The sequence below is a fragment of the Robiginitalea aurantiaca genome, from assembly GCF_030380815.1.
Lineage (GTDB): Bacteria > Bacteroidota > Bacteroidia > Flavobacteriales > Flavobacteriaceae > Robiginitalea > Robiginitalea aurantiaca.
Window position 1 is genome coordinate 459,084 of sequence record NZ_JAUDUY010000002.1, and the last position, 25,813, is coordinate 484,896.

Here is a 25,813-nt window from a genome sequence, read left to right on the forward strand (position 1 = left end):
TCATGTAGTGTTGTATGTGAAGGCATTCGGAGTTGCCTTTTTTAAATATGTACAAATGGATTTATAAAAAAAGTTCCTGGTTATTGATTTAAAAAGAGAAGGCCGTCTCATTGGAAAATTCCCAAAGTTTAGTAGCTTTAGAGCTAATTAAAAAAAACACTTATCATGGGAAAATTTGAAATTAACACCGACAAAGCGGGGAAATTCCGTTTCAACCTAAAAGCAGAAAATGGACAGGTTATCCTGACGAGCCAGGGATATACGAGCAAGGCTGGTTGTGAAAACGGCATTGAATCCGTAAGGACAAACTCAAAGGACGATGCCCGCTTCGAAAGAAAATTATCCAAAAGTGATCAACCGTACTTCGACCTTATGGCTACCAATGGACAAGTCATTGGGACCAGCCAGATGTATTCAAGCGAAAGTGCCATGGAAAACGGGATTGCCTCGGTAAAGAAAAACGCCTCGGATTCCCCTGTGGAAGACCATTCCGCCTAAGTCATTTCATGCGATACGAAGCCTAAAAAAGGAGCCTCAGAGGGCTTCTTTTTTTTTACGTTTTTTTCGAAGAAATACCTGTCCTCAGGGATTTCCAAAATGACAGAGACTATTCAAAGCCTCTACATGAAAGGTGCTTGCGTGGAAATTGAATAATTTGGCATGGGGGACTAAGGGTTTTTCCCTTTTTTAGAAATTCCGGTAATTCCCCCTCCTGAGGTTACACTCCTGCGGAATTTTATCCTCGCTTCCCCAATTCGATCACCTCAAGGTCCTTAATTTCCGAACCCTCAATGGCAAACCTGAGCATTGTACGCACTTTGTGAAACCCGACTTTCCCACAAGCACCGGGGTTCATATGCAGCAGCTCAAAACGCTTGTCATACTGCACCTTTAGAATATGCGAATGCCCGCAGATAAACAACTTTGGAGGATTCATAAGCATTTCTTCCCTTACCCTTTTCTGATACCTTCCCGGATATCCCCCAATATGGGTAATCCAAACCTCAACGCCTTCGCAGGTAAAACGGTTGTCCAGGGGAAATTCCCGTCGCACCTCCGCACCGTCAATATTCCCGTAAACGGCCCGAACGGGTTTTAGTTCCGCCAGTGCATCAGTCACCTGGAGGGAACCAATGTCCCCGGCGTGCCATATTTCATCAGCCTGCCCGGCATAGTCCAGAATGCGGTCATCCATATGTCCATGGGTATCGGAAAGAAGAAGGATTTTAGACATTGTGCAATGTAAGTCGCAAAGATAGAAAGCCTGTAGGAGTTCCTTTGTTTAATCGGTCTTTAAAAGTTGATGGCAATCCCGTCCTTTTTTGTAACTTCCTGCATGCACAAAAACGAGTTTGTACATGATTGAATTGCGAATAGTAAACTACTCTGCTTCCCCGGGTTCTGACCCCCACACGGTAAATCGAATTTGAAGATGAGCAAAAAGCCGAATAAAAGTACCGGGAAGGAAAAAGGTGCTTTATCTCAGACTCCGGTAAAACGCGGAAATCGGCCGGGGAAACCTATAGACAAACTTTCAGAATTACAGGAAACCCTCCGCCAGCGCGAAAGGGCCCTGGAGATTGAGGCGGCCCTGGAACGGGTACGCGCACGCGCCATGGACATGCAATCCTCGGAGGAATTAAGTGATGTGCTAAGTACGCTTTTCCAACAGTTTGACCGCCTCGGAATCGATCCGTTAACAGTTTGGCTGACCCTTTGGAACACGGAAGAAAATACGTTTACTTACCGGTCTACAGGTATTTCCGGAAAGCGCATCCAGGGTCAGCAGGTTGTCGAGATCCAGGGCATGGACATCTGGAAGGACCTTTACGATAAATGGAAATCCGGTGCTTCCGAAGATGTGGAGGTGCTTTATTATGCCAAAGAAGACCTTGAACAGCTATTTACCCTGATGGCCGAAACCTTTGAGAGCATGCCCAAAGGGGAAAGACTCACCGCAGCCCATTTCCCGGAAGGGGGATACAGCGTCCAGGGCCATTGCAAATTCGGGTACATCGGATATACCCATACCAGACAGCCAACCGTGGAAGAACGCGAAATCCTTACCCGGTTTGCTGGTGAATTCGGAAGGGTCTATCAGCGATTCCTGGACTTGAAAAAGGCAGAAAAGCAAGCCAGGGAATCCGAGATACAACTTGCACTCGAGCGGGTTCGCGCCCGCACGATGGCCATGCACAGGAGCGAGGAATTGAGTGAGGTGGCCGCGGTGCTTTTTGAACAAATCGAAAATCTTGGGGATACACCTGAACGTCTGAATATCGGAATCGTCCAGGAGGAAGAAGGTGTTATCGAATTTTGGTCCACAGAACAAGGGGGGCAACAGATCAACCGACTTTTCAGGGGAAGTATTGAGGAACCTACCACCCTTGCCAAAGTGTATTCTGCCTGGAAGGCCGGAAAGAAATCCATTGAAGTTGATCAAACCGGAGAAGATTTGCAGCGTTGGATCTCTCACCTGGAAGAGGTTATTGGATTGCCCTTTAACAAAAAACTCAAACGAGACCGCAGGGTACACTCGGCTGTGTTTTTCAGACATGGAATGTTGCTGGTCTCCACCCCGGAGCCCATTCCTGAAAGTTCAATTAACCTCCTTGGGCGTTTCGGTAAAGTCTTTGAGCAAACCTATACCCGATTCATCGACCTTAAAAAAGCGGAAGCCCAGGTGCGGGAAGCCGAAATTCAACTGTCCCTGGAACGGATTCGGGCACGGGCTATGGCTATGCAGGAATCCTCGGAGCTCACGGAAGTGCTGTCCGTCATCTTCCAGCAGTTGAAAACACTTGGGGTGGAAACGGTCTGGACGCACCTGACCCTACTCCATCTGGAGGAGAATGCGTTTACCTACCGAATGACAGGGCGGAACGGAAAACGCATCATGGCGGAGGAAAAAATTGCCTTGGATGCTTCGGAGCATTGGGCGCATATTTCTGATTCCATCAAATCCCCGGACACGGACCCGGATCCAATTACGCGGTTTGAGGTTCCTACAGAAGGCCTCGATACCATTTGGGAGCTCTTCGATGGGATTTTCTCGAAGCTTCCAAAAGGAGAAAAAGTGTCTCCCCGGGACTTCCCCAACGGTCTGTACACTACCCAGGCCTATTGTAAATTCGGCTTTTTGGGCATCAACCAAACCAGGGAAGCCAACCCTGAAGAAGCGGATATCCTGCTGCGGTTTACCACAGAGTTCAGCAGGCTTTACCAGCGATTCCTGGATATTCAAAAAGCCGAAGCACAGACCCGGGAAGCACAGATCGAGGCTGCCCTGGAACGCGTTCGCGCAGCTTCCCTGGCCATGCATAACAGCTCTGAGCTCTTTAATGTCATCAATATCCTGAGTGAGCAGCTCAATCAATTGGGGATTGGGATAGATGCCGCAATGATCAATGAGAAGGTGGGAGGTTCTAAAGACTGGCACATGTGGCTGGCTATTTCTTCCGGGAGCAAAGAAGTATATACGCGACAGGAAAAAGTACACGTACCCTACATACGAAGTGCCGCTTTTGACCGCATTTCTCGTGCTGATAAAGAAGGTAAATCCGTGTTTTCGGATCAACTTACCAAGTCGCAGAAGGACAGTATTTTCGAGCATTACTTCAATAATTCCAATCACAGGGATGTTCCCCAGACCCGACAGGATTATATATTTTCTTGCCCCGGATTATCCAGAACCACGGTCTTATCTAATAATTCGTTCATTCAGTTTTACCGATACAGCCTGGAAGTTTTTACAGATGAAGAGAATCAGGTATTAGAGCGATTCGGCAGTGTTTTTGACCAATCCTACACCCGCTTTATCGATTTGAAAAATGTCGAAGCCCAGGCCAGGGAAGCTCTGATAGAAACGGCCCTGGAGCGGGTAAGGTCGCGATCCATGGCCATGCATTCTACTAAAGAACTCCTCGAGGTGGTTGTCGTGTTGTTCAACCAGTTGAAAGCTCTGGAAGTGGATTTCATTCAGGCCTGGATCAGTATCTGGCACCTGGACGAAGGCTATTTCGAGATGTGGTTGTCGCCCATTGCTGGGCACGGGGATGAGCCCATTTACCACAAGCAACCCTCGGCCCAATTCGAGGATACGTCGGTTAAATCCTGGCTGAACGGTGACCGGTTTTCCTACGTGTCCTTGCCCGGTGAGGAAGTTGTAATGGGGTTTTTGGTAGGTATGGACGAAAGGCTCGGAGGGCATTATTTTGAACAATTGCAAAAGAAGAATCGCTATGACCGTCTCGAATTCGTGGATGCAAACCACAAATACGGGACGGTGAGTATGTCATGGCACGAGACCTCGAGTGAAGAGGACAAGGAAACGCTGTATCGCTTTGCCAAGGTATTCGAACAGACGTACACCCGTTTTCTGGATCTTCAAAGGGCTGAAGCCCAGGCAAGAGAAGCAAAAATAGAAGCTGGTCTGGAACGGGTACGGTCAAAAACAATGGCTATGCATAACAGCCAGGATGTTTCCGAAACGGTAGCGACCCTTTTTGAAGAAGTAAAAAAACTGGGGTTGGATGAGTCTATCCGCTGTGGTATTGGAATTCTGGAAGGCTATGATGGCATGGAAACCTGGTCTGCAAATGCCTATCAGGATGGGGAAATAGATTTGAGGATGGGGATGCTCAATATGGAGATCCACCCCATGCTAAGGGGGCTTAAAAAAGCCTGGAAAAATGGAGAATCAGGGTATCAGTACGATTACGACAGGGAAGATGTTCAGCGTTATTACAAAGCTTTGAATAATGAACCGGAATACCCGTTCAATGCCGACCTGAAGCGTCTTCCGGAAAAGCAATTCCACAACAGCTTCTTTTTTTCGGAAGGGATCTTGTTTTCATTCACGGAAAATCGGCTGACAGAAGAGGCCAAAAACATCCTGAGAAGATTTGCCAGCGTTTTCGGACAAACCTACAGGCGGTATCTCGACTTGCAGAAAGCTGAGGCCCAGGCCAGAGAATCACAAATAGAGGCTTCCCTGGAACGTGTACGGTCAAAAACAATGGCCATGCATAACAGTCAGGATGTCTCGGATACTGTTATTACATTATTTCAGGAGGTTGTAGGTCTGGGTCTGGATAATTCTATACGCTGTGGCATTGGAATCCACCATGAAAACGATAGAATGGAGACCTGGTCTGTAAATTCTGATCTGAAAGGGGATGTCGATCTGAAGATGGGGATGTTGAATATGGGTGTTCACCCCATGCTTGTGGAGGTCACAAAAGCCAGAGAAAAAGGAGTCAAAAGGTTTTATCATGAATTAACCGGCGAGGATGTCACCCGATATTACAGGGCCCTCAACAACGAACCGGAGTATCCGTTAAAAGTCGACTTGAAAACGCTGCCGGACAAGCAGTATAACAATGTTTTCTTCTTTAGGGATGGAGTCCTCTTTGCCTTTACACAAAACCCGTTATCAGAGGAGGCCAATCGAGTCCTGGAAAGGTTTGCCAGCGTATTCGGACAAACCTACAGGCGGTATCTCGACTTGCAAAAAGCTGAGGCCCAGGCCAGGGAGGCTCAAATTGAAGCCGCCCTGGAACGGATTCGGGCGCGGGCCATGGCTATGCATTCAACGGACGAACTAACAGATGTTCTGGGAGTCCTTTTTGACCAGTTTGACTTCCTGGGGATCAACCCTGTGCTCACTCACCTAACGCTATTCGATGAGGAAAATGAGACCTTTACGCTTCGCATTGCCACCAGCGGTACAAACCGCACGATTGCGGAACAGCAAATCGATGTAAATGCCGTAGAGGCATGGAAAAACTCTTTTGCCAACTGGAAAAAAAGTGAACTTCACGCCCTTGACTGTATTGACTACCCCCCAGAAGTCCTGCCTTACCTTTGGGATGTCCTTCATGAGGTAATGAACGCCTTGCCGGAAGATCAGCGCATTTATGCATCTGACTACCCGGAAGGGTTGTATACCACCCAGGGGCATTGTAATTACGGGTACATTGGATTTAACCACTCCCGAAGGGCCACGGAGGAGGAAAAGGAGCTTGTCGTCAGGTTTGCCAAGGAATTCGGACGCCTCTACCAAAGGTTCCTGGATATTCAGAAGGCGGAAGCCCAGGCACGGGAAGCACAAATCGAGGCGGCCCTTGAGCGGGTCCGGGCCAAGACCATGGCCATGCACAATACTGAGGATATTGCCGATATGGTGACTACCTTCTTCAATGAACTCCTGAGCCTTGGGATAGGGAATTCCACACGCTGTGGCATCGGCATCCTCAATCCTTCTCAGGTTATGCAGGTCTGGACGGCGTCCTTAAAGGATGAAGGCGCTATTACCCTGCATTCTGGACCCCTTGATATGCGCAGCCACTCCTTGCTGCAGGGGCTGCAAAAAGCTTGGTCCGAAGGGGAATCCTTATATGAATATACTCTGGAAGGGGCTCAAAAACTAAGCTATTTCAAAGTTATCAATGAAGCCCCTGAATATCCTGTAAAAGTAGCCCTGGACAAACTCCCTGATTCCGTATGGCACAACAGTTTCATATTTCCCAACGGTACCCTCTTTGTCTTTTCGGAATCTCCTATAAAAGAAGAAATCCGGGATATTTTCACCCGTTTTGCCTCGGTGTTCGGACAAACCTATATCCGGTTCCTGGACCTGGAACGAGCGGAAAAGCAGGCCCGGGAATCCAGGATCGAAGCTGCTTTGGAGCGGGTCCGGGCAAAGGCTATGGCCATGCACAGTTCTGAAGATTTGCGCGAGACCATTACGGTGATCTTTAAAGAATTTAAAAAACTGGAAATTCAGGCCCTGCGCCTGGGTTTAGGTCTGCTCGACGCTAAAGATCCCATAGGCGAAATCGTCACTTCCAGAATAAATGACAAGGGAGAAATCATAGAAGTTAGCGGAAAATTCAGATTAGAAGGACATCCCGTTCTTGAGGAGATATATTCCCATTTAAGGTCGCAAGAAGACTATTTCCCTGTCCTAGAGGGCAATGAAATCAAGAGTTATTACGAGGGGTTGGAAAAATCCGTGGATGTTCAGGGACTGGGCACATCTTCGAAGCATTATGGCTGCTTCCTTTATTTTCCCGAAGGATGCTTGTACGCCTGGGCGGCCACTCCGCATTCTGAGGAGCAGATCAGTATCCTTAGAAAATTCTCCCGGGTGGTAGAGATTACGTACCGGCGCTACAATGACCTTGTGGAAGCAGAGGCACGGGAAAAAGAAGCGATAAAGCAGGCGTCCCTGGACCGTGTCCGGGCTGAAATTGCTTCTATGCGCACCGCCAAAGATTTGGAGCGCATCACTCCCCTGGTATGGAAAGAATTGACCACTTTGGGTATTCCTTTTTTCCGCTGTGGCGTTTTTATTATGGATGAGGTGAATCAAATGGTACACGTATACCTGACCACTCCCGGGGGGAAGGCCCTGGCTGCCATGGATCTGCCTTTTGATTTTGATATGTCCCTTATTCAAAAAGGTGTGGATCATTGGCGGAGGCAACAAATCCTTGTTGAACATTGGGATCAGGCGCAATTTGTGGAAATGACCAAAAAATTGATGAAACAAGGACAGGTGAAGAGTGCGAAATCCTACCAGGCGGGGGAACAGCCACCTGAACGCCTGGTACTCCACCAGGTACCCTTTGCCCAGGGCATGCTCTATGTCGGCAGCGCCGAGCCGCTTTCAGACCTTGAAATGGATATCCTCCAGTCCCTTACGCGGACTTTTGCCGTGGCCTACGCCCGGTATGAGGATTTCAGGGAGTTGGAAAAAGCCAAGCTGAAGGTCGAGAACACCCTCGATGAACTGAAAGCCACCCAATCCCAGCTAATACAATCCGAAAAAATGGCCTCCCTGGGGGAACTGACGGCAGGTATAGCCCATGAGATCAAAAACCCGCTGAACTTCGTCAATAATTTCTCAGATGTGAGCCGGGAACTGCTCGAAGAACTTCTAGAGGAAATGGAAAAGGGAGATTTGGAAGAAGTAAAGGCCCTGACCGGAGACCTGGTGAACAACCTGGATAAAATAGTCCACCACGGCAGGCGGGCAGACAGCATCGTCAAAGGTATGCTGCAGCACAGCCGGAGCAGCGACGGTCAGCGCGAACCCACGGACCTCAACGCCCTGACCGATGAATACGTACGCCTGGCCTACCATGGGCTGCGGGCTAAGGACAAGTCCTTCAACGCCACTATCAATACCGACTTTGACCCCAAACTCGGGACCCTGGATGTTGTCCCACAGGATATCGGCCGGGTGGTGCTGAACCTGCTGACCAATGCCTTTTACGCTGTCAACGAAAAATCTGCCGGGGGAGGCGCTTCTGAAAAGGGCAAGTACGAGCCGACAGTATCGGTACGGACCAAAAGGGAAAACGGCCAATTGAAAATCTCAATTTCGGACAATGGGGGTGGGATCCCGGAAAAGGTCCTCGAAAAAATCTTCCAGCCCTTTTTCACCACCAAACCCACAGGGGAGGGAACCGGCCTGGGCCTCAGCCTGAGCTATGATATTGTAAAGGCACATGGGGGGGAATTAAAAGTTGAAACCACCCAGGGCGAAGGCACTACCTTTTATATGAACTTTAAAACGGAGACTACATAAAATATGAAGGCAAAAACCATACATGGAGATTCCCCAGAAGAAATTCAGGCAGCCTTGCGACAGAGCCTGAGTGAGGGCTATCTACCGACACTGGCCATTGTTTTTATTTCCATAAAACAGGATCGGGAGGCAGTGTCTGCCCTTTTTAACAGGGAAGGCATTCAGGTGATCGGTGCGACTTCTTCCGGAGAATTTGTCGAAGGTCATGAAAGCAAGGGCGGGATTGTGGCAATGCTTCTGGATCTCGACCCTTCCTCCTACCGCATCATTCTTCGGGAAATCGGGGACGGCGGCTTACAGGAAGCCGCCGCAGATCTGTTGGGTCAGGCACAAAAAGCGTTTTCTAACCCCTCTTTTATCCTACTCAGCACCTTTCACAGTGAAAAAGGCATCACCGTGGACGGGGAAAGCCTTATCCACCATATAATGGAATTAGCGGGTTCGGAAGTTAACCTCTTCGGAGGCATGGCCGGAGATGATATCACCTTCACGGGAACCTTTGTTTTTGCGGATTCTCAGGTGACCGATTACGGAATAGCCGCCCTGGTATTGGATGAGAATAAAATAGGGTTACGAGGGGTGGCGCTCTCTGGATGGAAGCCCATTGGCATCTCGAGAACCATTACAAAAGCCGTTGGAAACATGGTGCTAACCATCGACCATAAGCCCGCTCTGGAAGTGTACCTAAGGTTTTTGGGCATAGACTTTGCTTCTTTGGAGAACCAAATTAATTTTTTCAATACGGAAGGGGTGCATTATCCGCTCCAAATCACCCGGGAAGGAAAAACCCCAATGTTCTGCAACCCCATCGGATACGATGAGGATAAAGGAGCACTGATCCTCGAATCTGAGATTGTCACAGGCGCACAATTCCACTTTTCAACCCCTCCGGATTTTGATATTGTCGAGACCATTCTCGAAAAGGCAGATAACCTTAAGGAGAAAACCGGGGCAGGAGCCGATGCCCTGCTCATATTTTCATGTGCAGGCAGATTAAGTGCCCTTGGACCCATGGCTCAGCAGGAGAATGATGGTTTACATGAAATCTGGGAGGTTCCCATGGCTGGTTTTTACACCTACGGGGAATTCGGGAAGGCCGTGCACGGGGAACACGAATTTCACTCCACAACCAATAGCTGGGTCGTACTGACCGAAAAATAAAAAAAGAATGCGCATATGAAAGCTAAGTCAATAAAAGGGGTGTCTCTTGAGGAGCTCAAAGTCGGACTTCAAGACAGTATTCAGGATGGGTTTTCCCCTACCCTGGCATTCGTCTTTGCTTCGGTAATGCTGGATCGGGAAGCTATCCGAACCCTGTTTTCAGAGGCAAACATTTCGGTGTTTGGGGCCACGACCAATGGAGAGTTTATCGATGAGGAGACTGAAAAAGGATCAGCCGCGATCCTGCTCCTGGACCTCAATCCGGATTTTTTTGAAATCTATTACGCCGATTTCGATCAGGACAATTATCGAAGAACTGCCCAAATCCTGTCTGAAAAGGGCCAAGCAAGATTTCCTGAAGTTGGGTTTATGCTGGCCACCAGCCACGCCGCGACAGATGGAGAGCAGGTCCTGATGGGATTAAGAGATTCATGCGGCGACCAAATCAAGGCCTTTGGGGGAGCGGCAGGAGACCAATATGCCTTTAAAGAAACTTTTGTGTTTTCGGACCATTGGGAAAGCGATAGAGGAATGGTACTCCTGGCCATTGATGAGACCAAAGTAAAAATGGAAGGGATAGCTACCTGCGGCTGGAAAGCCATAGGCACGGAACGCACGGTTACCAAAAGTGAGGGCAACCACGTGTACACCATAGATGATATTCCCGCCCTGGATATCACAGTCAAGTTTGGCGGAATTGAAAATGCGACGGAAGAAAATGCAAACCTTATGGTGGAAATTGCAGCCAATTTTCCCTTGCAACTCCAGCGGGAAAAAGGAGACCCGGTAATGCGCCCCGGGTTGGTCATCGATTGGACGGATCGATCCTTTTATACCAGCGGCACAGTTCCCCAGGGCTCAAAGGTCCGTTTTTCACTGCCTCCCGACTGGGATGTCATGGAAAAGGTAGTTCAAGGCGTCAAGACCCTGAAGGATACTAAAATGCCTGAGGCGGATGCCCTTGTAGTCTTTAGTTGTGCCGGGCGTATCTTATCGTTGGGTCCGTTGATGTCTGAAGAACTGGAAGGAATCAAAAACGTCTGGAATGTACCCATGGCCGGGATGTTTTCGAATGCCGAATTAGCTCGTGCCACAGGCGGAAACCTCGAAATGCACAACCTTACCACCTGTACTGTTGCCCTAAAAGAGATTTGATGGATAAAAACCTGAATCACATAGCTGATTTTATCAAGGCAAGTCAACACATACCCGAAGGTGAAAAGCAGGCGCTTTTAAAGGCGCTCAAAGGAGTGGATAAGGAACTTAAGATCCTGGACTTTAAGCTGGAGCGAACGGAAAAAGTCAAAAGGACTACTTCTATCTTGCTGGAAGAGACCATCGCGGAACTCGAACAGAAAAGAAAGGCTGTGGAAGAGGCGCTTTCCGAGCTTAAGGCCACCCAAAAACAACTCATTCATGCCGAGAAAATGGCTTCCCTCGGGGAGCTTACGGCGGGCATCGCCCACGAGATCCAGAACCCTTTGAACTTTGTCAACAATTTCTCAGAAGTCAGCGGCGAATTAATCGACGAAATGCAGGAGGAAATTGATAACGGGGCCTGGGAAGAGGTAAAAGCCCTTGGGGCAGATCTCAAAGAAAACCTCAGTAAAATAAACCACCATGGCCGGCGTGCGGACGGAATTGTGAAGGGGATGCTCCAGCATAGCCGCAGCAGTGAGGGCGAAAAGGAACTTACCGACCTAAATACCCTCGTGGATGAATACCAACGGCTTGCCTATCACGGTATGCGGGCCAAAAACAAGACCTTCAATACCAGCATGCTGGTGGATCTGGACCCAAATGCGGGCTTGGTGGAGATGGTGCCCCAGGAAATAGGACGCGTCTTGCTGAATCTGCTCACCAATGCCTTCCACGCAGTCATCGAAAAAAAGGAAGAAGGTTCCAAGGAATATAAACCCGGGGTTACCGTACAAACCCGGAAGGCTGGGAAAGGGATTGAAATCCGGGTTACGGACAACGGAAACGGCATCCCTGAAAAGGTGCGGGACAAGATCTTCCAGCCCTTCTTCACCACCAAGCCTACTGGACAGGGCACCGGATTGGGCCTGAGTCTGAGTTACGACATTATAAAAGCCCATGGAGGGACATTAGAAGTGAAATCCGAAGAAGGTAAAGGCACCGAGTTTATCACTAAATTACCTGTTGCATGAGTAGTGAGAGCAAATCCTTATTACTTTAAAAACCCCCTTAACGGGCGAAAACCAGCTAAATACCGGAATCCATGCGAAAAACCCCTATACTTATAAAACCAGTGCATGTTCTACTCATGTGTATAGGGCTGCTGCCCTCCCTCCTTTCTACACAAACCCTGCCGGACAAAGTGGCCTTTGAGAAATACGGGGTGGCAGAGGGGCTCCCTGAAGAAATGGCCGTCAATTTGGTTCAGGACAGGCAGGGGTTTATTTGGGCGACTACTCAAAATGGTCTGGTGAAATTTGACGGGTATCAAATGAAGGTTATTAAAAGTTGGCAGGAAAAAGACACAACCTATCATATCCGTAACTTAAATGGGGGACTCCTTTTGAGCAGAAATGGAAAGTTGTGGATCGGGGGGGTTCGCGAAGGGACCGGACTCTTTTCTTTTAATCCGGAGACGGAAACATTCACTACTTACCCTATTGATTATGACGATCCTACAAAAACACCCTATAACAACTGTTTCTTGTTATATGAGGATCTGAGCAATCATATTTGGTTCAATAGTATTTCCGATGGCGAAGAGGATCCGGTCCTTTGCAGGTTGAACCCGGAAACAGGGATCGTTTCCCGCTATCCGCAAACGGTTAGGCAGGGAAGAATTAATGATATCGTTCTGAACTTTAAGTTAGCTGAATCCCAAAAAGATAGCAGTCTCTGGCTCAGGGAGGATAAAGGTAATGTAATGCGGTTTGAGCGAAAAAAAGATAGTTTTGAGCTCATTTTTAAGAAAGGTGAAGTCCTGCCGGGGACGGATAGGAACGATTCCATACAGGATATCACCCCCCCGGGGAAAAGCGGCCTGATCCCCATGGGCAATAACCGGCATCTCTATCTCTGGGATCCGTTAGAGCAAAAGGTTGTTGAAACTTTCGATTTTCCCTCCCGGGAAGCGGTGGAATGGCAAGGGACCGCTTTTGAGGATTTGCATGGAAATATATGGAATTCATCCTATGACGAAATTTCAAGGATCGACAGGAAAAATGCTCAAAGATCAGATTACAAAATCGGGCAGGGGGTCCTGGCCTTCGATAAGACCCTCAAAAATATACGTTCGATTATTCCTTCCTATCAAGATTTAGATTTTATAGTATTCAATGTCAATAGTACTGATCGTGGCCTGGTAGCCCTTTTAAGATATACATTCTCTGATGGGGCCTTTCATCTCTATGACCTCGGATTCAATGATGCGGAAAATGCATTTGCAAAAAATGGATTCCGATATAATTTGCTCAGGGACAAATCCGGGCTTTTCTGGGTGGGCACCCGTCCCAATATGTATAAACAGGCTCCAAAAAAACGGCAAATAACCAGTTTCAGGAACGACCCGGAAGATCTTAGCCGCCTGCCCAACGACACCATTTGGACATTTTTTGAGGATAGCCGGGAACGCCTCTGGGTAGGCACCCAGAATGGTATTGCACAAAAGATTGGGGAAAATACTTTCCGCCAGTACTTTATAGGCCCAGGAAATGAAGGGAAAAACTCGTTGGGTGATATTAACCAAATCTATGAGGATTCTCAAGGGCGCATCTGGGTATGTGCCATTGATAAGGGCTTGCTCCGATTCAATGAACAGACCCTCAGCTACGAAAGCATTCCTTTTCTTGAAGATAAGGAGGTGAATGTAATTCGAATGGCGGAGGATGGTAATGGAAACCTTTGGCTCTCTGCCATTAGGAAGGGGGTATACATCCTGGACCCGGATACAGGCATGGTTATCAAAAGGTTTGAGCCAGAGGGTGCAGACACGCACTTATTATCTAGTAATGTTATAGTAAAAATCTTCAAAGACTCTAAGAATCAGATCTGGCTGGGCGATCCGCGTGATAATGATCAGGCGTTATTTAAATATGTGGAGGAAAAAGAACAATTTGAACATTACCGTTTTGATGCCCAGGACACCTTAACCCTAAGCAGTAATGAAATTCTTTTTATGACAGAGGATGACCGGGGTAGAATGTGGGTGGGTACAGATGGAGGCCTGAACCTTTATGAACGGGACAATGATATTTTCCATCGAAACCTCGATTTGATGTCTCTGCCCAGTGTACCGGGATTTCATCAGGCTGGAAACGGAAAAATGTGGTTCACAGCCTATAGCGGTGAAGGTCTGGCCCTGGTTGGCCCTGGTGTGAATGATGTGGAAGTCTTCGGTGAAGACATAGGGTTACTGCATAATGATGTGGTGACAAATTGGGGGGAAGGAAAATTATTGATGGATGACTTCGGGAAGCTATGGCTACCCACTCAGCGGGGATTGTCTGTTTTTGATACTACGACAAAAACCTATTCCAGTTATTTCGAAGCTGACGGGTACCAGCAATATACAGGTGTCCACAGTTCGATTAAGACGAAAAAAGGAGATATCTGGATTGGCGGGGATCAGGGACTATACCACATCATCCCTGAAAAACTGGCGGCGAAGGACAGTACTCTCCCCAACGTGGTCATAACCAGAATTGGAATTCAGGACAGTGTCTATAATTCTGCCGATGGCGTCCTGTTTGAAAAGGCTGTTCCCTATACGCAGGCGGTAACCCTGGACCACACCCAGCGAGACCTGAGCTTTGAATTTGTGGCGCTCCACTATCTGAAACCTGAAGACAATTTATACTCCTGGAAACTGGAAAACTACGACACCAAATGGTCTGAACCCTCCTTAGATCGCCGGGTTAGCTATAAGAACCTTTCTCCGGGCACCTACCTTTTCAGGGTGAGAGGTTCTAATGCCGATGGGGTGTGGAACGAGGAAGGGGCCTCCATGGCCATTACCATAAGACCACCCTGGTGGCAGACGGGATGGGCCTATTTCCTCTACCTTCTGCTGGTAGGTTTTATCGGGTACCGCCTCCACCTGTTCCAGAAACAGCGAACCATCCGCAAGGAACGGGAAAGAGCCCGGGAAAAAGAACTCGAACAGGCCAAAGAAATTGAAAAGGCCTATGCAGAATTAAAGGCTACCCAAAGCCAGCTCATCCAATCTGAAAAAATGGCTTCCCTGGGAGAGCTCACGGCCGGCATTGCCCACGAGATCCAGAACCCCCTGAACTTTGTCAACAATTTCTCAGAATTGAACATGGAACTGCTGGAGGAACTGGATGAAGAGACCGGCAAGGGCAACCTGAAAGAGGTGCAAAATCTGACTAAGGATATAAAAGAGAATGAACTGAAAATAAACCACCATGGTAAACGCGCCGATAGTATCGTAAAAGGTATGTTGCAGCATAGCCGGAGCAGTGACGGGCAAAAAGAACTTACGGATATCAACGTCCTTGCCGACGAGTATGTCCGCCTGGCTTACCACGGGCTAAGAGCCCGGGACAAATCTTTCAATGCCACCTTTAAGACCGATTTGGATTCCTCCATCGGCAAGGTGAATATCGTTCCCCAGGAAATCGGTCGGGTAGTCCTGAACCTGCTCAACAATGCCTTCTATGCGGTCAACGAGAAAAAACAAACCACCCAAAAGGAGTATTCCCCGACCGTTTCGCTGATCACAAAGAAGACGAAAAATGGAATTGAAATTCAGGTGTCGGATAACGGCAAAGGAATGCCGGAAGAGGTGCGGAATAAAGTATTCCAGCCCTTCTTCACCACTAAGCCTACCGGGCAGGGCACGGGTCTGGGCCTGAGTCTGAGTTACGACATTATAAAAGCCCATGGAGGGACATTAGAAGTGAAATCCGAAGAAGGTAAAGGCACCGAGTTTATCATTAAATTACCTGTTGCATGAGTAGTGACATTCCCAAACATAATATTTCAGCACGTTCGGCCTATGAACAGATGATCGGGGTCATGCTGGACTTCCATGACGAAAAAGCACTTGTGGATGTGGTACAGCCTGACGTCATAGGCTATGGGAGCGCCGAACATGAATTTATGAAGACGTGTCAGGATGTACAGAAGATGGCCCGGATTCAATCGGAACAGCTCAAAGGAAAGGGGTTTGAGCGCGTGCGCAAGCCGATTGAGGAAAGATATTTCGCCAACGGGAAGATATGCCTGATCCTGGAAGAGTTTGAACTTACCATACCCGAGATGAATCATCACTTCCTCCTGAGGCTCTCATCCATGCTGGAAAAGAAAGACGGTAAATGGATGGTAACCCATTTTCACGGCTCCACTCCGGATTCGGATATCGCGGAGGAAGAAGCCTTCCCCATGGAAGGGCTGCGGAAAAAAAATCTGGAACTCGAAGCAAAAATAAGGGAACGCACCCGCGACCTGGAGATCGAGGCAGCCCTGGAACGCGCCCGTTCCCAAAGCATGCTCATGCAGCATTCCAGCGAGCTCAATGAGGTGTCCAAAGTCTTCCACGAACAGCTCTTACTACTGGGCATCGATTCGGAATTCTCCTTTGTCTGGTTGCCCGACGAAGCGGCAAATACCCATTTATTCTGGACCACTTGGGCTGAAGGTTCGCCCCGGGAGTGGCAATTCAAATCCCGGTCTGTGGTATACCCACTGGATAAATCTGAGCCCTATACAGCTCTCTGTTTTTCAGACTGGGAGAGCGGGCAGCCTGTACATGAGCATTTCGTACCCCCGGAGGACATCAGGAGTTTTTTTGCTTCCTGGGCGGAATTGCTGGAAGGGGCTGAAAGGCTGAAAGCCGAATTTTTCCCGGTGGGTATATACTATACTGAAGCCTTTATGAAGTACGGGTGTTTCGGCATCGACATCAGAAGGTCCCTGAGCGATGAGGAAAAATCAATCCTGCACCGGTTTGCTATTGAATTCGAGCGGACCTATACGCGCTTCCTCGACCTTCAGAAGGCAGAAGCACAGGCCCGGGAAGCACAGGTCGAGGCCTCCCTGGAGCGTCTCAGATCCGCTTCTATGGCCATGCAGAAAACGGAGGATATCTCCGGGGTGACCATTGTCTTCCTGGATCAGCTAAAGGAATTAAATTTGAATTTCATCCAGGCATGGATCAATGTTTTCCACCTGGAAGAGAAATTCTATGACATCTGGTTTTCCCCTCTGGAAGGCGTTTACAGCGAACCCGCGCATTTCCAGTTGCCAAGTTTCCTCTTTGAAGACACCACTTTTAAGTCCTGGAAAGCCGGCAATACCTTTTCGCGCCTCTCATTGCATTCTAAGGATGAAGTCGATGCCCTGGTTCAGGCCTGTGATGAGGCCACAGCTTCAACTTATTTCAGCCACTTCCAAAAGAAACTTAAATTGGAAAAGCTTGAATTCGTGGATGCGAATTACAAATACGGCACTATTAGTATCTCCTCACGTGAGAAGGCCTCTGAAAAGGAAGAAGATGTCCTTCACCGTTTTGCCAAAGTCTTTGAGCAGACCTATACCCGCTTCCTGGACCTTCAGAAAGCAGAAGCTCAGGCCCGGGAAGCCCGGATTGAGACGGCCCTGGAGAAAGTCCGCACCTATACCATGGGCATGCGCTCCAGCGAAGACCTCTCGGAGGTGGCATCTGTGATGTTCGAACAAATGAAGGAACTGGGCGGGGATTTGTTTGCCTTTGGCGTTGTGCTGTGTTCAAAAGAAAAGAATATAGTGGAACAGTGGCACAGCCTGGCAGACAAAGGGATGATATCCCCCTTCCAGGTACCCGTAGACCTGGATTACATCCATCAATACCGCTATGATCAGTGGAAGGCCGGGAAAGAGCTTTTTTCCATAGAGATTCCCGAAGACTACATTCAGGACCATTTTGATAAAATGTATACCCTGCCCTCCTTTAAGAAAGCCATGGAAGAGGTGGCACAAAAGGGCTTTGACATAACGACCCCTACCTGGGAACTGGACTACGGGGCATCTTTTTCCCATGGCTATTTATTGGTCTCTTCTCTGGCACCTTTTCAGGAGAGCCATATTTTCCCGCGCTTTGCCAAGGTCTTTGAACAGGCATACACCCGGTTTCTGGACCTCCAAAAAGCAGAAGCCCAGGCCCGGGAAGCTCACATTGAAGCTGCACTGGAGCGCGTCAGGTCCCGATCCATGGCAATGCAAAACAGTGAAGAACTTAAAGAAGTGATTCGGGTTATTTTTGATCAGCTGGCGCTCTTGGATATCAATGCGGAACATGCGGGTATCGTCGTAGATTATCAGCCCAAAAAAGACTGGCATTTTTGGGTTGCCGAAACACAGGATATTCCAGCGAAGATTACCGTCCCGTATCTCGACCTGGTCTGGGACAGGCAATTCACTGAAGCGAAAAAGGAAGGCAGGGATTTCTTTACGACCCAACTGGATTTTGAAGAAAAGAACAGCTTTTATGAGCAGCTGCTGCCCCACATTGAAGGATTGACCAAAAAGGCACGGGATTTTTATTTGAGTTGTCCCGGACTGGCCGCATCAACCGTCATACGAAGGGATATCGGACTCTACATCGAGAACTTCTCTGGTATTCCCTATACGGAAGAGGAAAATTCAATCCTGATACGCTTTGGCAAGGTTTTCCAGCAGACCTACACCCGGTTCCTCGACCTGAAAAAAGCAGAGGCTCAGGCCCGTGAGGCGCAGATCGAAACCGCACTGGAAAGAGTCAGATCCAGGACTATGGGTATGCAGAACAGTGATGAACTTCGGGAAGTGGTGCTTCTTATCAATGAACAGTTAAAACAGCTGCAATTTGAATCCCAGGCCTGCAATATCATCATTTTGAACAAGGAAACCGGCGATGCGAATTACTGGGTGTCCGGGTTTACAAAAGACATCTATCCCGTTAGCTATCATGTTCCCTATCTGGATCATCCTTATTATGAAGCGTTACTGGCCCCATGGAAAAAGGAAGAAGCTTATGTGGTTTATAGATACCACGGAGCTAAAAAAAGGGATTTTGACAAACGCTTCTTTTCAGAGACCGGTTTTAAGGACGTACATGCAGAGGCGAAGGAAGCAATGATGAGCCTGCCTGAGGTAACCCTCTCCACAGCATACTTTGCCAATGGGGCCATTCAGGTGCTCGGCCCGGAAGCCCTTGAAAAAGAAAAAGCGCTCATTCTCCAGCGATTTGCCAAAGTGTTTGACCAAACCTACACGCGCTTTCTCGACCTGAAGAAAGCGGAAATCCAGGCCCGGGAAGCCCAGATCGAGTTAGGGCTGGAAAAGGTCAGGACCAGAGCCATGGCCATGCAGCGTTCCTCAGAGCTATCAGATCTGGTGAATATCGTTTTCGAGGAATTGACCAAGCTCGATTTTGCGCTGAACTGGTGTATGATCAATATCATTGATGCCCCGGGATTATGCAATACGGTTTGGGCATCTAATGCCGACACCGACAAATCACCGGAATCCTATCATATGCTTTTCGAGGATTACCCTTTTCACCACGCCATGATGGAGGGGTACCTCAACAGGAAGTCTAAATATATTTATACCATAGAAGGTGAGGAGAAAAGGGTCTATGACGACTATCTATTCACTCAAACAGAATTCAGAAATGCCCCTCTGGAGGCACAAGAGGCCTCCAGGGCAATGGAAAAATATGTCTGCTCTTTTACATTCAGCAATTTTGGCGGATTGCAAACCGTTGGCAATGAACCCCTTTCTGATAGCAGCCTGGATATTCTTGAAAGGTTTGGCAGAGTTTTCGACCTGACCTATACGCGTTTTAATGACCTTTTAATAGCTGAAGCCCAGGCTCGGGAGGCCCAGATCGAAACCGCGCTGGAACGCGTCCGGTCGCGTACTATGGCTATGCAGCACTCAGACGAGCTGGCAGAGGCTTCTCACCTGCTGGATCAGGAGGTCCGGGGCCTGGGGATCAAAACCTGGGGATGCGCCTTCCACATTTACAGGGAAAATGACTCCATTGAATGGTTTGGGAATGAAGCGGGCCTTTTACCCACCTACACAGTTCCTAGGGAAGGGATCTTTAAACAGTATTACGACAGGGGCCAGAAAGGGGAATCTCTTTTGGTGAAGGAAATAGCCGGAGCGGAATGTATTGCCCACTACGAATATATGAGTACCCTACCGGTGGTTGGGGATGTCCTTAAGCAACTTAAGAAAACCAATGGTTCCTTCCCTTCCTACCAGATAGACCACGTGGCGTATTTCAATTACGGATACCTCCTATTCATTACACGGGAAGAGGTGCCGGAAGCCCATGAGATTTTTAAACGTTTCGCCAAGGTATTTGAACAAACCTATACCCGCTTTCTGGATTTACAGCTAAAAGAAGAACAGGCGGTAAAATTGGTAGAGGAAAAACAGCGGCTCGAAGAGACACTGAGCGATTTGCAGGCCACTCAAAAACAGCTGATTCATTCAGAAAAAATGGCCTCCCTGGGGGAACTCACAGCTGGCATCGCACACGAGATCCAGAACCCCCTCAACTTTGTAAACAATTTCTCTGAGGTGAGCCGGGAGCTTCTGGAAGAATTGCTGGAAGAAATGAAAAGCGGGGATGTCGAGGAGGTGGATGCTATTGCACAGGACGTCATACAGAACCTGGAAAAAATATTACACCACGGCAAACGCGCCGACAGCATCGTCAAGGGTATGTTGCAACACAGCCGAAGCGGGGACGGCAAGAAAGAACTTACAGACCTCACCGCCCTGGCAGATGAGTACTTCAGGCTTGCCTATCACGGGCTTCGGGCGAAAGACAAGTCCTTCAACTCAATTATGGAAACGGATTTTGATCCGGACCTGCCAAGGGTAAACGTGGTGCCCCAGGATATAGGGCGGGTACTGCTGAACCTTATTACCAACGCCTTCCATGCTGTCAGCGAACGCACGCAGAAAGAAGCGCCGGGATATCAGCCCACTGTATGGGTAAAAACCAAAAAAACTGCGGACGGGGTAGCGCTTTCGGTACAGGACAACGGGGGCGGTATTCCCCCTGCAATACGGGATAAGATCTTCCAGCCTTTTTTTACCACCAAACCCACAGGTGAGGGCACCGGCCTGGGGCTTTCCATGAGTTATGATATTATTAATAAAGGACATGGGGGGGACATTAAGATGGAGACGGCAGAGGGAGAGGGCACGGTATTCAAAATTGTATTACCCGTAAAACAGGAAGGGAAATGATCCTTACAAAAGAAATAGAAGCAGAGGTTCTGGAAGTCTATGATACCTGGTTGCAAAGTTACCTGACAGGGGATGTAAAAACCTACGACCATTATTTCGACGACGCATATCGTTTTATAGGCTCCACGGATAATGAAGAATTTCTGAGCCCAACAGATGCCGCCGAATTTCTTCGGGTCACGGCAGATCAATTTGTGGGAAAGACACAACATAGGAATGAGGTAAAAACGCTCGAGAGCTTTGGGGAACTCGTATTCCTCACCCATTTCTTTGACGCATGGTTCCTCTCCGGGGAGGAATGGACTTATTACGGAAGGTTCCGGTTTACTTCCATCCTCCGGGACACGGATGCCGGCTGGTGTTTTATTTACCAGCATTTCTCCACGCCGGATAGCAAGGCCCAGGAGGGCGAGACCATAGGGTATGACCAAATAAGCGCCGAAAACCTTCAACTTCGGGAAGCGATCAAAAGACGCACGATTGAACTTGAAAACAAAAACCTGGAACTGGAAATCGAGGCGGCCCTGGAGCGTATTAGGGCTAAAGTGACCGCCATGAAAGAATCCACAGATCTTCTGGAAATTGTGGTCACCATGCGGTCTGAATTTACAAAGCTGGGCCACCAGGCCTATTATTTCTGGCACATGCGCTGGCTGCCGGACACCTATCAGAAGGCCATGACCTCGGGAGACGGCACACGTATTGGGATGGTCATGGAACTGCCCAGGCATATGCACGGGGACATCCCATTGCTGGCTTCATGGGAACAGGGGGAAGAACCTACTGTAGTATACGCAATGGATGCTGAAGCGGCAGTAGACTACGTGGACAAAATGGTTTCCCTTGGAAATTTCCAGCAGATAGACCCTCAGGCCCCCTCTGCAGATGACATCCGGCACATTGGCGGGCTCACTTTTGTGATGGCCCGTACCACGCATGGGGAAATAGGCTATAGCCTACCCGGGGTGGTGTCGGAACCTCCGGCCGAAGACCTGGCAACCCTGGAGCGTTTTGCCGGGGTCTTTGACCTGGCCTATCGGCGGTTTGAGGATTTAAAAGAGTCCGAACGCCAAAGGCGGGAAGCGGAAATCGAACTGGCGCTTGAGCGGGTCCGGGCCCGGACCCTGGCCATGCAAAAATCCGAAGAACTGGCGGATGCCGCCTTTGTGCTGTTTGAACAACTCCGAAGCCTGGGCGGGAATCTTTGGGGGACTGGCTTTGGATTGTGCGAAAAAGACAGGGAAACTGACCAATTCTGGTTCGCCTACGAAAAAGGAGTCCTCCCCCCTGCCTCCGTTCCCAATACCACCGATCCGGCACATAAACAAATGTATAAAGGATGGAAAGGCAAGAAGGATTTTCTGGCCATTGAAGCTTCCGGAGAAGCGCTTATAAAACATTATCAATACATGATGTCCCTTGACGAGGTCCGGCCCTTTTTTCAGGAAATTCTCGATAAAGGCCTGTCATTTCCCGAGTGGCAACAGTGGAACGCTGCTTACTTTACCCATGGCTACCTCCTGGTCATAACCCTGGAGCCCTATCCGGAACCAGATATTCTAAGGCGGTTTGCCAGGGTCTTCGAACAAACCTACACCCGTTTTCTCGACCTGCAAAAAGCAGAGGCTCAGGCACGGGAATCTGAGATTCAACTTGCTTTGGAAAGGGTAAGGGCCTCTACCATGGCCATGCAACATTCCGAGGAATTAAGCGATGTGTTGTCCACGTTGTTCCAGCAGTTTGATATTTTGGGGATTAACCCCAGCCATGCTGTATTAACCCTGATCGACAAAGAGAAGAACACCCTGAACTTCCGTACGACCGGAACCAATGGCTACAGGGTGGTTGCCGAACAGGAAGTGGACCTGGCGGTAACGGATGCCTGGATCGATACGGAGGAAAAATGGAAGAAAAGTGAGCCCAATGCCGTCAACGTAAATGAATATCCCCCAGAAGTGCTCCCTGAGGTATGGGCGGTATACGCCGATATCCTCGCAGCCATCCCCGAAAAAGCCCGGCCGAAGATCGAAGATTTCCCAGACGGATTATTTATCACGGAAGGCTATTGCCGGTTCGGATATATCGGTTTTGCCCACAATCGGGAACCCACCGAGGAAGAGAAAGATATTGTGCAGCGGATGGCTTCGGAATTCGGCACCCTTTACCAGCGGTTCCTCGACCTGCAAAAGGCCGAAGCACAGGCCCGGGAGGCCCAGATTGAAGCGGCCCTGGAAAAGGTCAGGACACGGACAATGGCCATGCAGAAGGGTGAAGAGCTCAAAGAGGTTGCCGTCCTTTTGTATAAGGAGCTCATCGCCCTGGGGGTTACAAATTTCGTCACCTGCGGATATGTAGAGGTCAATGAAGAGATCAAAAGGCAATTTACCTGGGTGACCTCCCCCGGCGGGGATACTATGGGTTTGTTTTACCTGCCTTTAAACGGGGATGCCACTTTTGATGAGCGCTATGATGCCTGGAAACGACAACAAACCATCTTCCACCAAACCGTGGCGGGCGAGGTGCGAAACAGCCATCTTGAATATGCCATTACCACCTTTAATTCTAAAGAGGCAGAGGAAATGGTGCGAAGTCAGTTTCCCGACCCGACGGTATTTTACTGCTTCAATTTTTCGCATGGTTACCTGCACCTGGTATGCCCAACGGTATTAAAGGAAGAAGAGGAGGTCTTGCTGGCCCGGTTCACCAGGGTCTTCGAACAGACCTATGCCCGCTTTCTCGACCTGAAAAAAGCGGAGGCACAGGCCCGGGAGGCACAGATAGAAAACGCCCTGGAAAAAGTGCGTTCGCGCACCATGGCCATGCAGCACAGTGACGAACTGCCCGAGGCCGCCAATGTGTTGTTCCTGGAAATTCAGGCCCTGGGCATCCCGGCCTGGAGCTGTGGGTATAACATCCTGGCCACAGACAAAAAATCCGCCCGGTGCTGGATGAGCAGCGAGGGTACCATCCAGAAGCCTTTTACCCTGCGCCTGTGGGGCGAAGCCTCTTTCGAGGAGATGGGCGAATTTGTGCGTGGGGACGAGAGCCTCCTGGTACAGGAACTGGGGGAAAAAGCTCTGAAAGAACACTACGATCACATGTTATCCTTCCCTGATTTGCTTCCCATCTTTGAAGCCCTGCAGGCCGAAGGGCTTTCATTGCCCACCAACCAGGTCAACCACCTCTGTAAGTTCAACCATGGCTTTCTGCTGTTTATCACTTACGAACCCATACCCGAGGCGCATGAGATCTTCAAACGTTTTACGGCCGTATTTGAACAAACCTATACGCGTTTCCTGGACCTGAAGAACATGGAAGCCCAGGCCCGGGAATCCAAAATCGAAACGGCACTGGAACGCGTCAGGGCCCGGGCCCTGGCCATGCAGGAGCCCGAGGAACTAAAGGACGTGGTCCAGGTCCTGCGGGGTGAGATGGGCTTACTCGGGGTGGAAGAGCTGGAGACTTCCAGTATTTACGTCAACGACGAGCAAGTGCAGAAAGCCGAATGCTGGTTTGCCATCAAGGACATTCGGGAGGAGGAAAAGGTAATGCTCACGGATCATTTTGAACTGGACCTGAACGATACCTGGGTCGGACGTGAAATGCTTGAATTCTACAAGTCCCCGGCGGATCAGGTATCCATTGTCATGAAAGGAACGGAGCGGAAAGAGTGGATCTCCTATTGTGAATCCCATTCCAGGGCTTTTAAGGGGTATTACGGGGAGGTCATCCCGGAGCGGACCTACCATCTGTATAAATTTTCGCACGGGGCCATCGGGGCCGCAACCCCGGGCGATCTCTCTGAAGAAAGCTGGGGCCTGCTCAAAAGAGCGGCTTCCGTATTCTCCCTGGCCTATTCCCGTTTCAAAGACCTCACCCAGGCCCGGCTCGACCTGAAGCGGCTGAAGGAGGAAAAAAAGCGGGCCGAAGACGCCCTGAAGGAATTACAACTGACCCAACAGCAACTGGTGCATGCCGAGAAGATGGCCTCCCTCGGAGAGCTTACAGCAGGCATTGCCCACGAGATCCAGAACCCACTCAACTTTGTAAACAATTTTTCCGAGGTGAGTCGGGAGCTACTGGAAGAATTGCTGGAAGAAATGAAAAACGGGGATGTAGAGGAGGTCGATGCCATTGCCCAGGACGTTATACAGAACCTTGAAAAAATAGTCCATCATGGAAAACGGGCCGACAGCATCGTCAAAGGAATGCTGCAACACAGTCGCAGCGGTGACGACAAGATGGAGCCTACGGACCTCAACATTCTTGCCGATGAATATTTAAGGCTTGCCTATCACGGGCTGAGGGCGAAGGATAAGTCCTTCAACGCGACCATGGAAACCGACTTCGATCATGCGGTCGGAAAGGTGGAGGTGGTTCCCCAGGACATCGGAAGGGTCCTGTTGAATTTAATCACCAATGCCTTTCATGCCATCAGCGAACGGAATGAAAAAAAGGAAGAAGGCTACGAACCTGCGGTATGGGTAGCGACTCGAAAAAACAAAGATGGCGTGGAAATATCAGTGCGGGATAACGGAGGTGGCATTCCTGATGACATCAGGGACAAAATCTTCCAGCCCTTCTTTACCACCAAGCCCACAGGTGAAGGCACGGGGCTCGGGCTCTCCATGAGTTATGATATAGTAACCAAGGGTCATGGGGGGCAGTTGACCGTGGAGTCCGAAACGGGAAAGGGCACCAAATTTTTGATTATTTTACCTGTATGAATCGGCATTTTTCAGGTTTAGTACTTTTTTTCTTTTTGTCCTTATGGGGATTTGGCCAAAACCAATTCAGCCGGGTCAACCATTACGAAGAGCTAAACGG

At 49.1% G+C, this 25,813-nt stretch carries 9 protein-coding genes; 8 read left to right on the top strand and 1 reads right to left on the bottom strand.

Features of this window, described 5'->3' with window-relative positions; translation table 11 throughout:
• The first annotated feature begins 165 nt into the window (after nucleotides 1-165).
• Nucleotides 166-498 (top strand): YegP family protein, encoded by a 333-nt coding sequence (locus QU605_RS05630; protein ID WP_289724300.1) that lies wholly within the window; start codon nucleotides 166-168, stop codon nucleotides 496-498.
• 238 nt (nucleotides 499-736) lie between these two features.
• Here the strand turns inward: QU605_RS05630 and QU605_RS05635 are convergent, their stop codons facing one another.
• Nucleotides 737-1,234 carry a metallophosphoesterase family protein gene (locus QU605_RS05635; protein WP_289724301.1) on the bottom strand — a complete coding sequence of 166 codons (498 nt, stop codon included), beginning with the start codon at nucleotides 1,232-1,234 and terminating at the stop codon, nucleotides 737-739.
• A gap of 198 nt (nucleotides 1,235-1,432) precedes the next feature.
• Between QU605_RS05635 and QU605_RS05640 the strand changes: the two genes are divergently transcribed.
• From QU605_RS05640 to QU605_RS05670, 7 genes are all read left to right on the top strand, one after another.
• Entirely contained in the window at nucleotides 1,433-8,596 is a 7,164-nt protein-coding gene (locus QU605_RS05640) for a sensor histidine kinase (RefSeq protein WP_289724302.1), read from the top strand.
• 3 nt (nucleotides 8,597-8,599) lie between these two features.
• On the top strand, nucleotides 8,600-9,757 hold the full coding sequence (locus QU605_RS05645; RefSeq protein WP_289724303.1) for an FIST signal transduction protein: 1,158 nt from the start codon (nucleotides 8,600-8,602) through the stop codon (nucleotides 9,755-9,757).
• Nucleotides 9,758-9,772: 15 nt separating this feature from the next.
• The gene (locus QU605_RS05650; protein WP_289724304.1) at nucleotides 9,773-10,912 is read left to right on the top strand and encodes an FIST signal transduction protein; all 1,140 of its coding nucleotides are present in this window, start codon (nucleotides 9,773-9,775) and stop codon (nucleotides 10,910-10,912) included.
• Nucleotides 10,912-11,928, top strand: a complete 1,017-nt coding sequence (locus QU605_RS05655; RefSeq protein WP_289724305.1) for a sensor histidine kinase — start codon at nucleotides 10,912-10,914, stop codon at nucleotides 11,926-11,928. The genes QU605_RS05650 and QU605_RS05655 overlap by 1 nt, the downstream gene beginning before the upstream one ends.
• Nucleotides 11,929-11,999: 71 nt before the next feature.
• Nucleotides 12,000-15,710 (top strand): two-component regulator propeller domain-containing protein, encoded by a 3,711-nt coding sequence (locus tag QU605_RS05660; RefSeq protein ID WP_289724306.1) that lies wholly within the window; start codon nucleotides 12,000-12,002, stop codon nucleotides 15,708-15,710.
• Nucleotides 15,707-20,986: an ATP-binding protein gene (locus QU605_RS05665; RefSeq protein WP_289724307.1), complete on the top strand. Its 5,280-nt coding sequence runs from the start codon at nucleotides 15,707-15,709 to the stop codon at nucleotides 20,984-20,986. Before QU605_RS05660 ends, QU605_RS05665 begins: the two co-directional genes overlap by 4 nt.
• A complete protein-coding gene (locus QU605_RS05670; RefSeq protein WP_289724308.1) occupies nucleotides 20,983-25,713 on the top strand; it encodes an ATP-binding protein in 4,731 nt (1,576 codons plus the stop codon). Before QU605_RS05665 ends, QU605_RS05670 begins: the two co-directional genes overlap by 4 nt.
• Nucleotides 25,714-25,813: the final 100 nt, after the last annotated feature.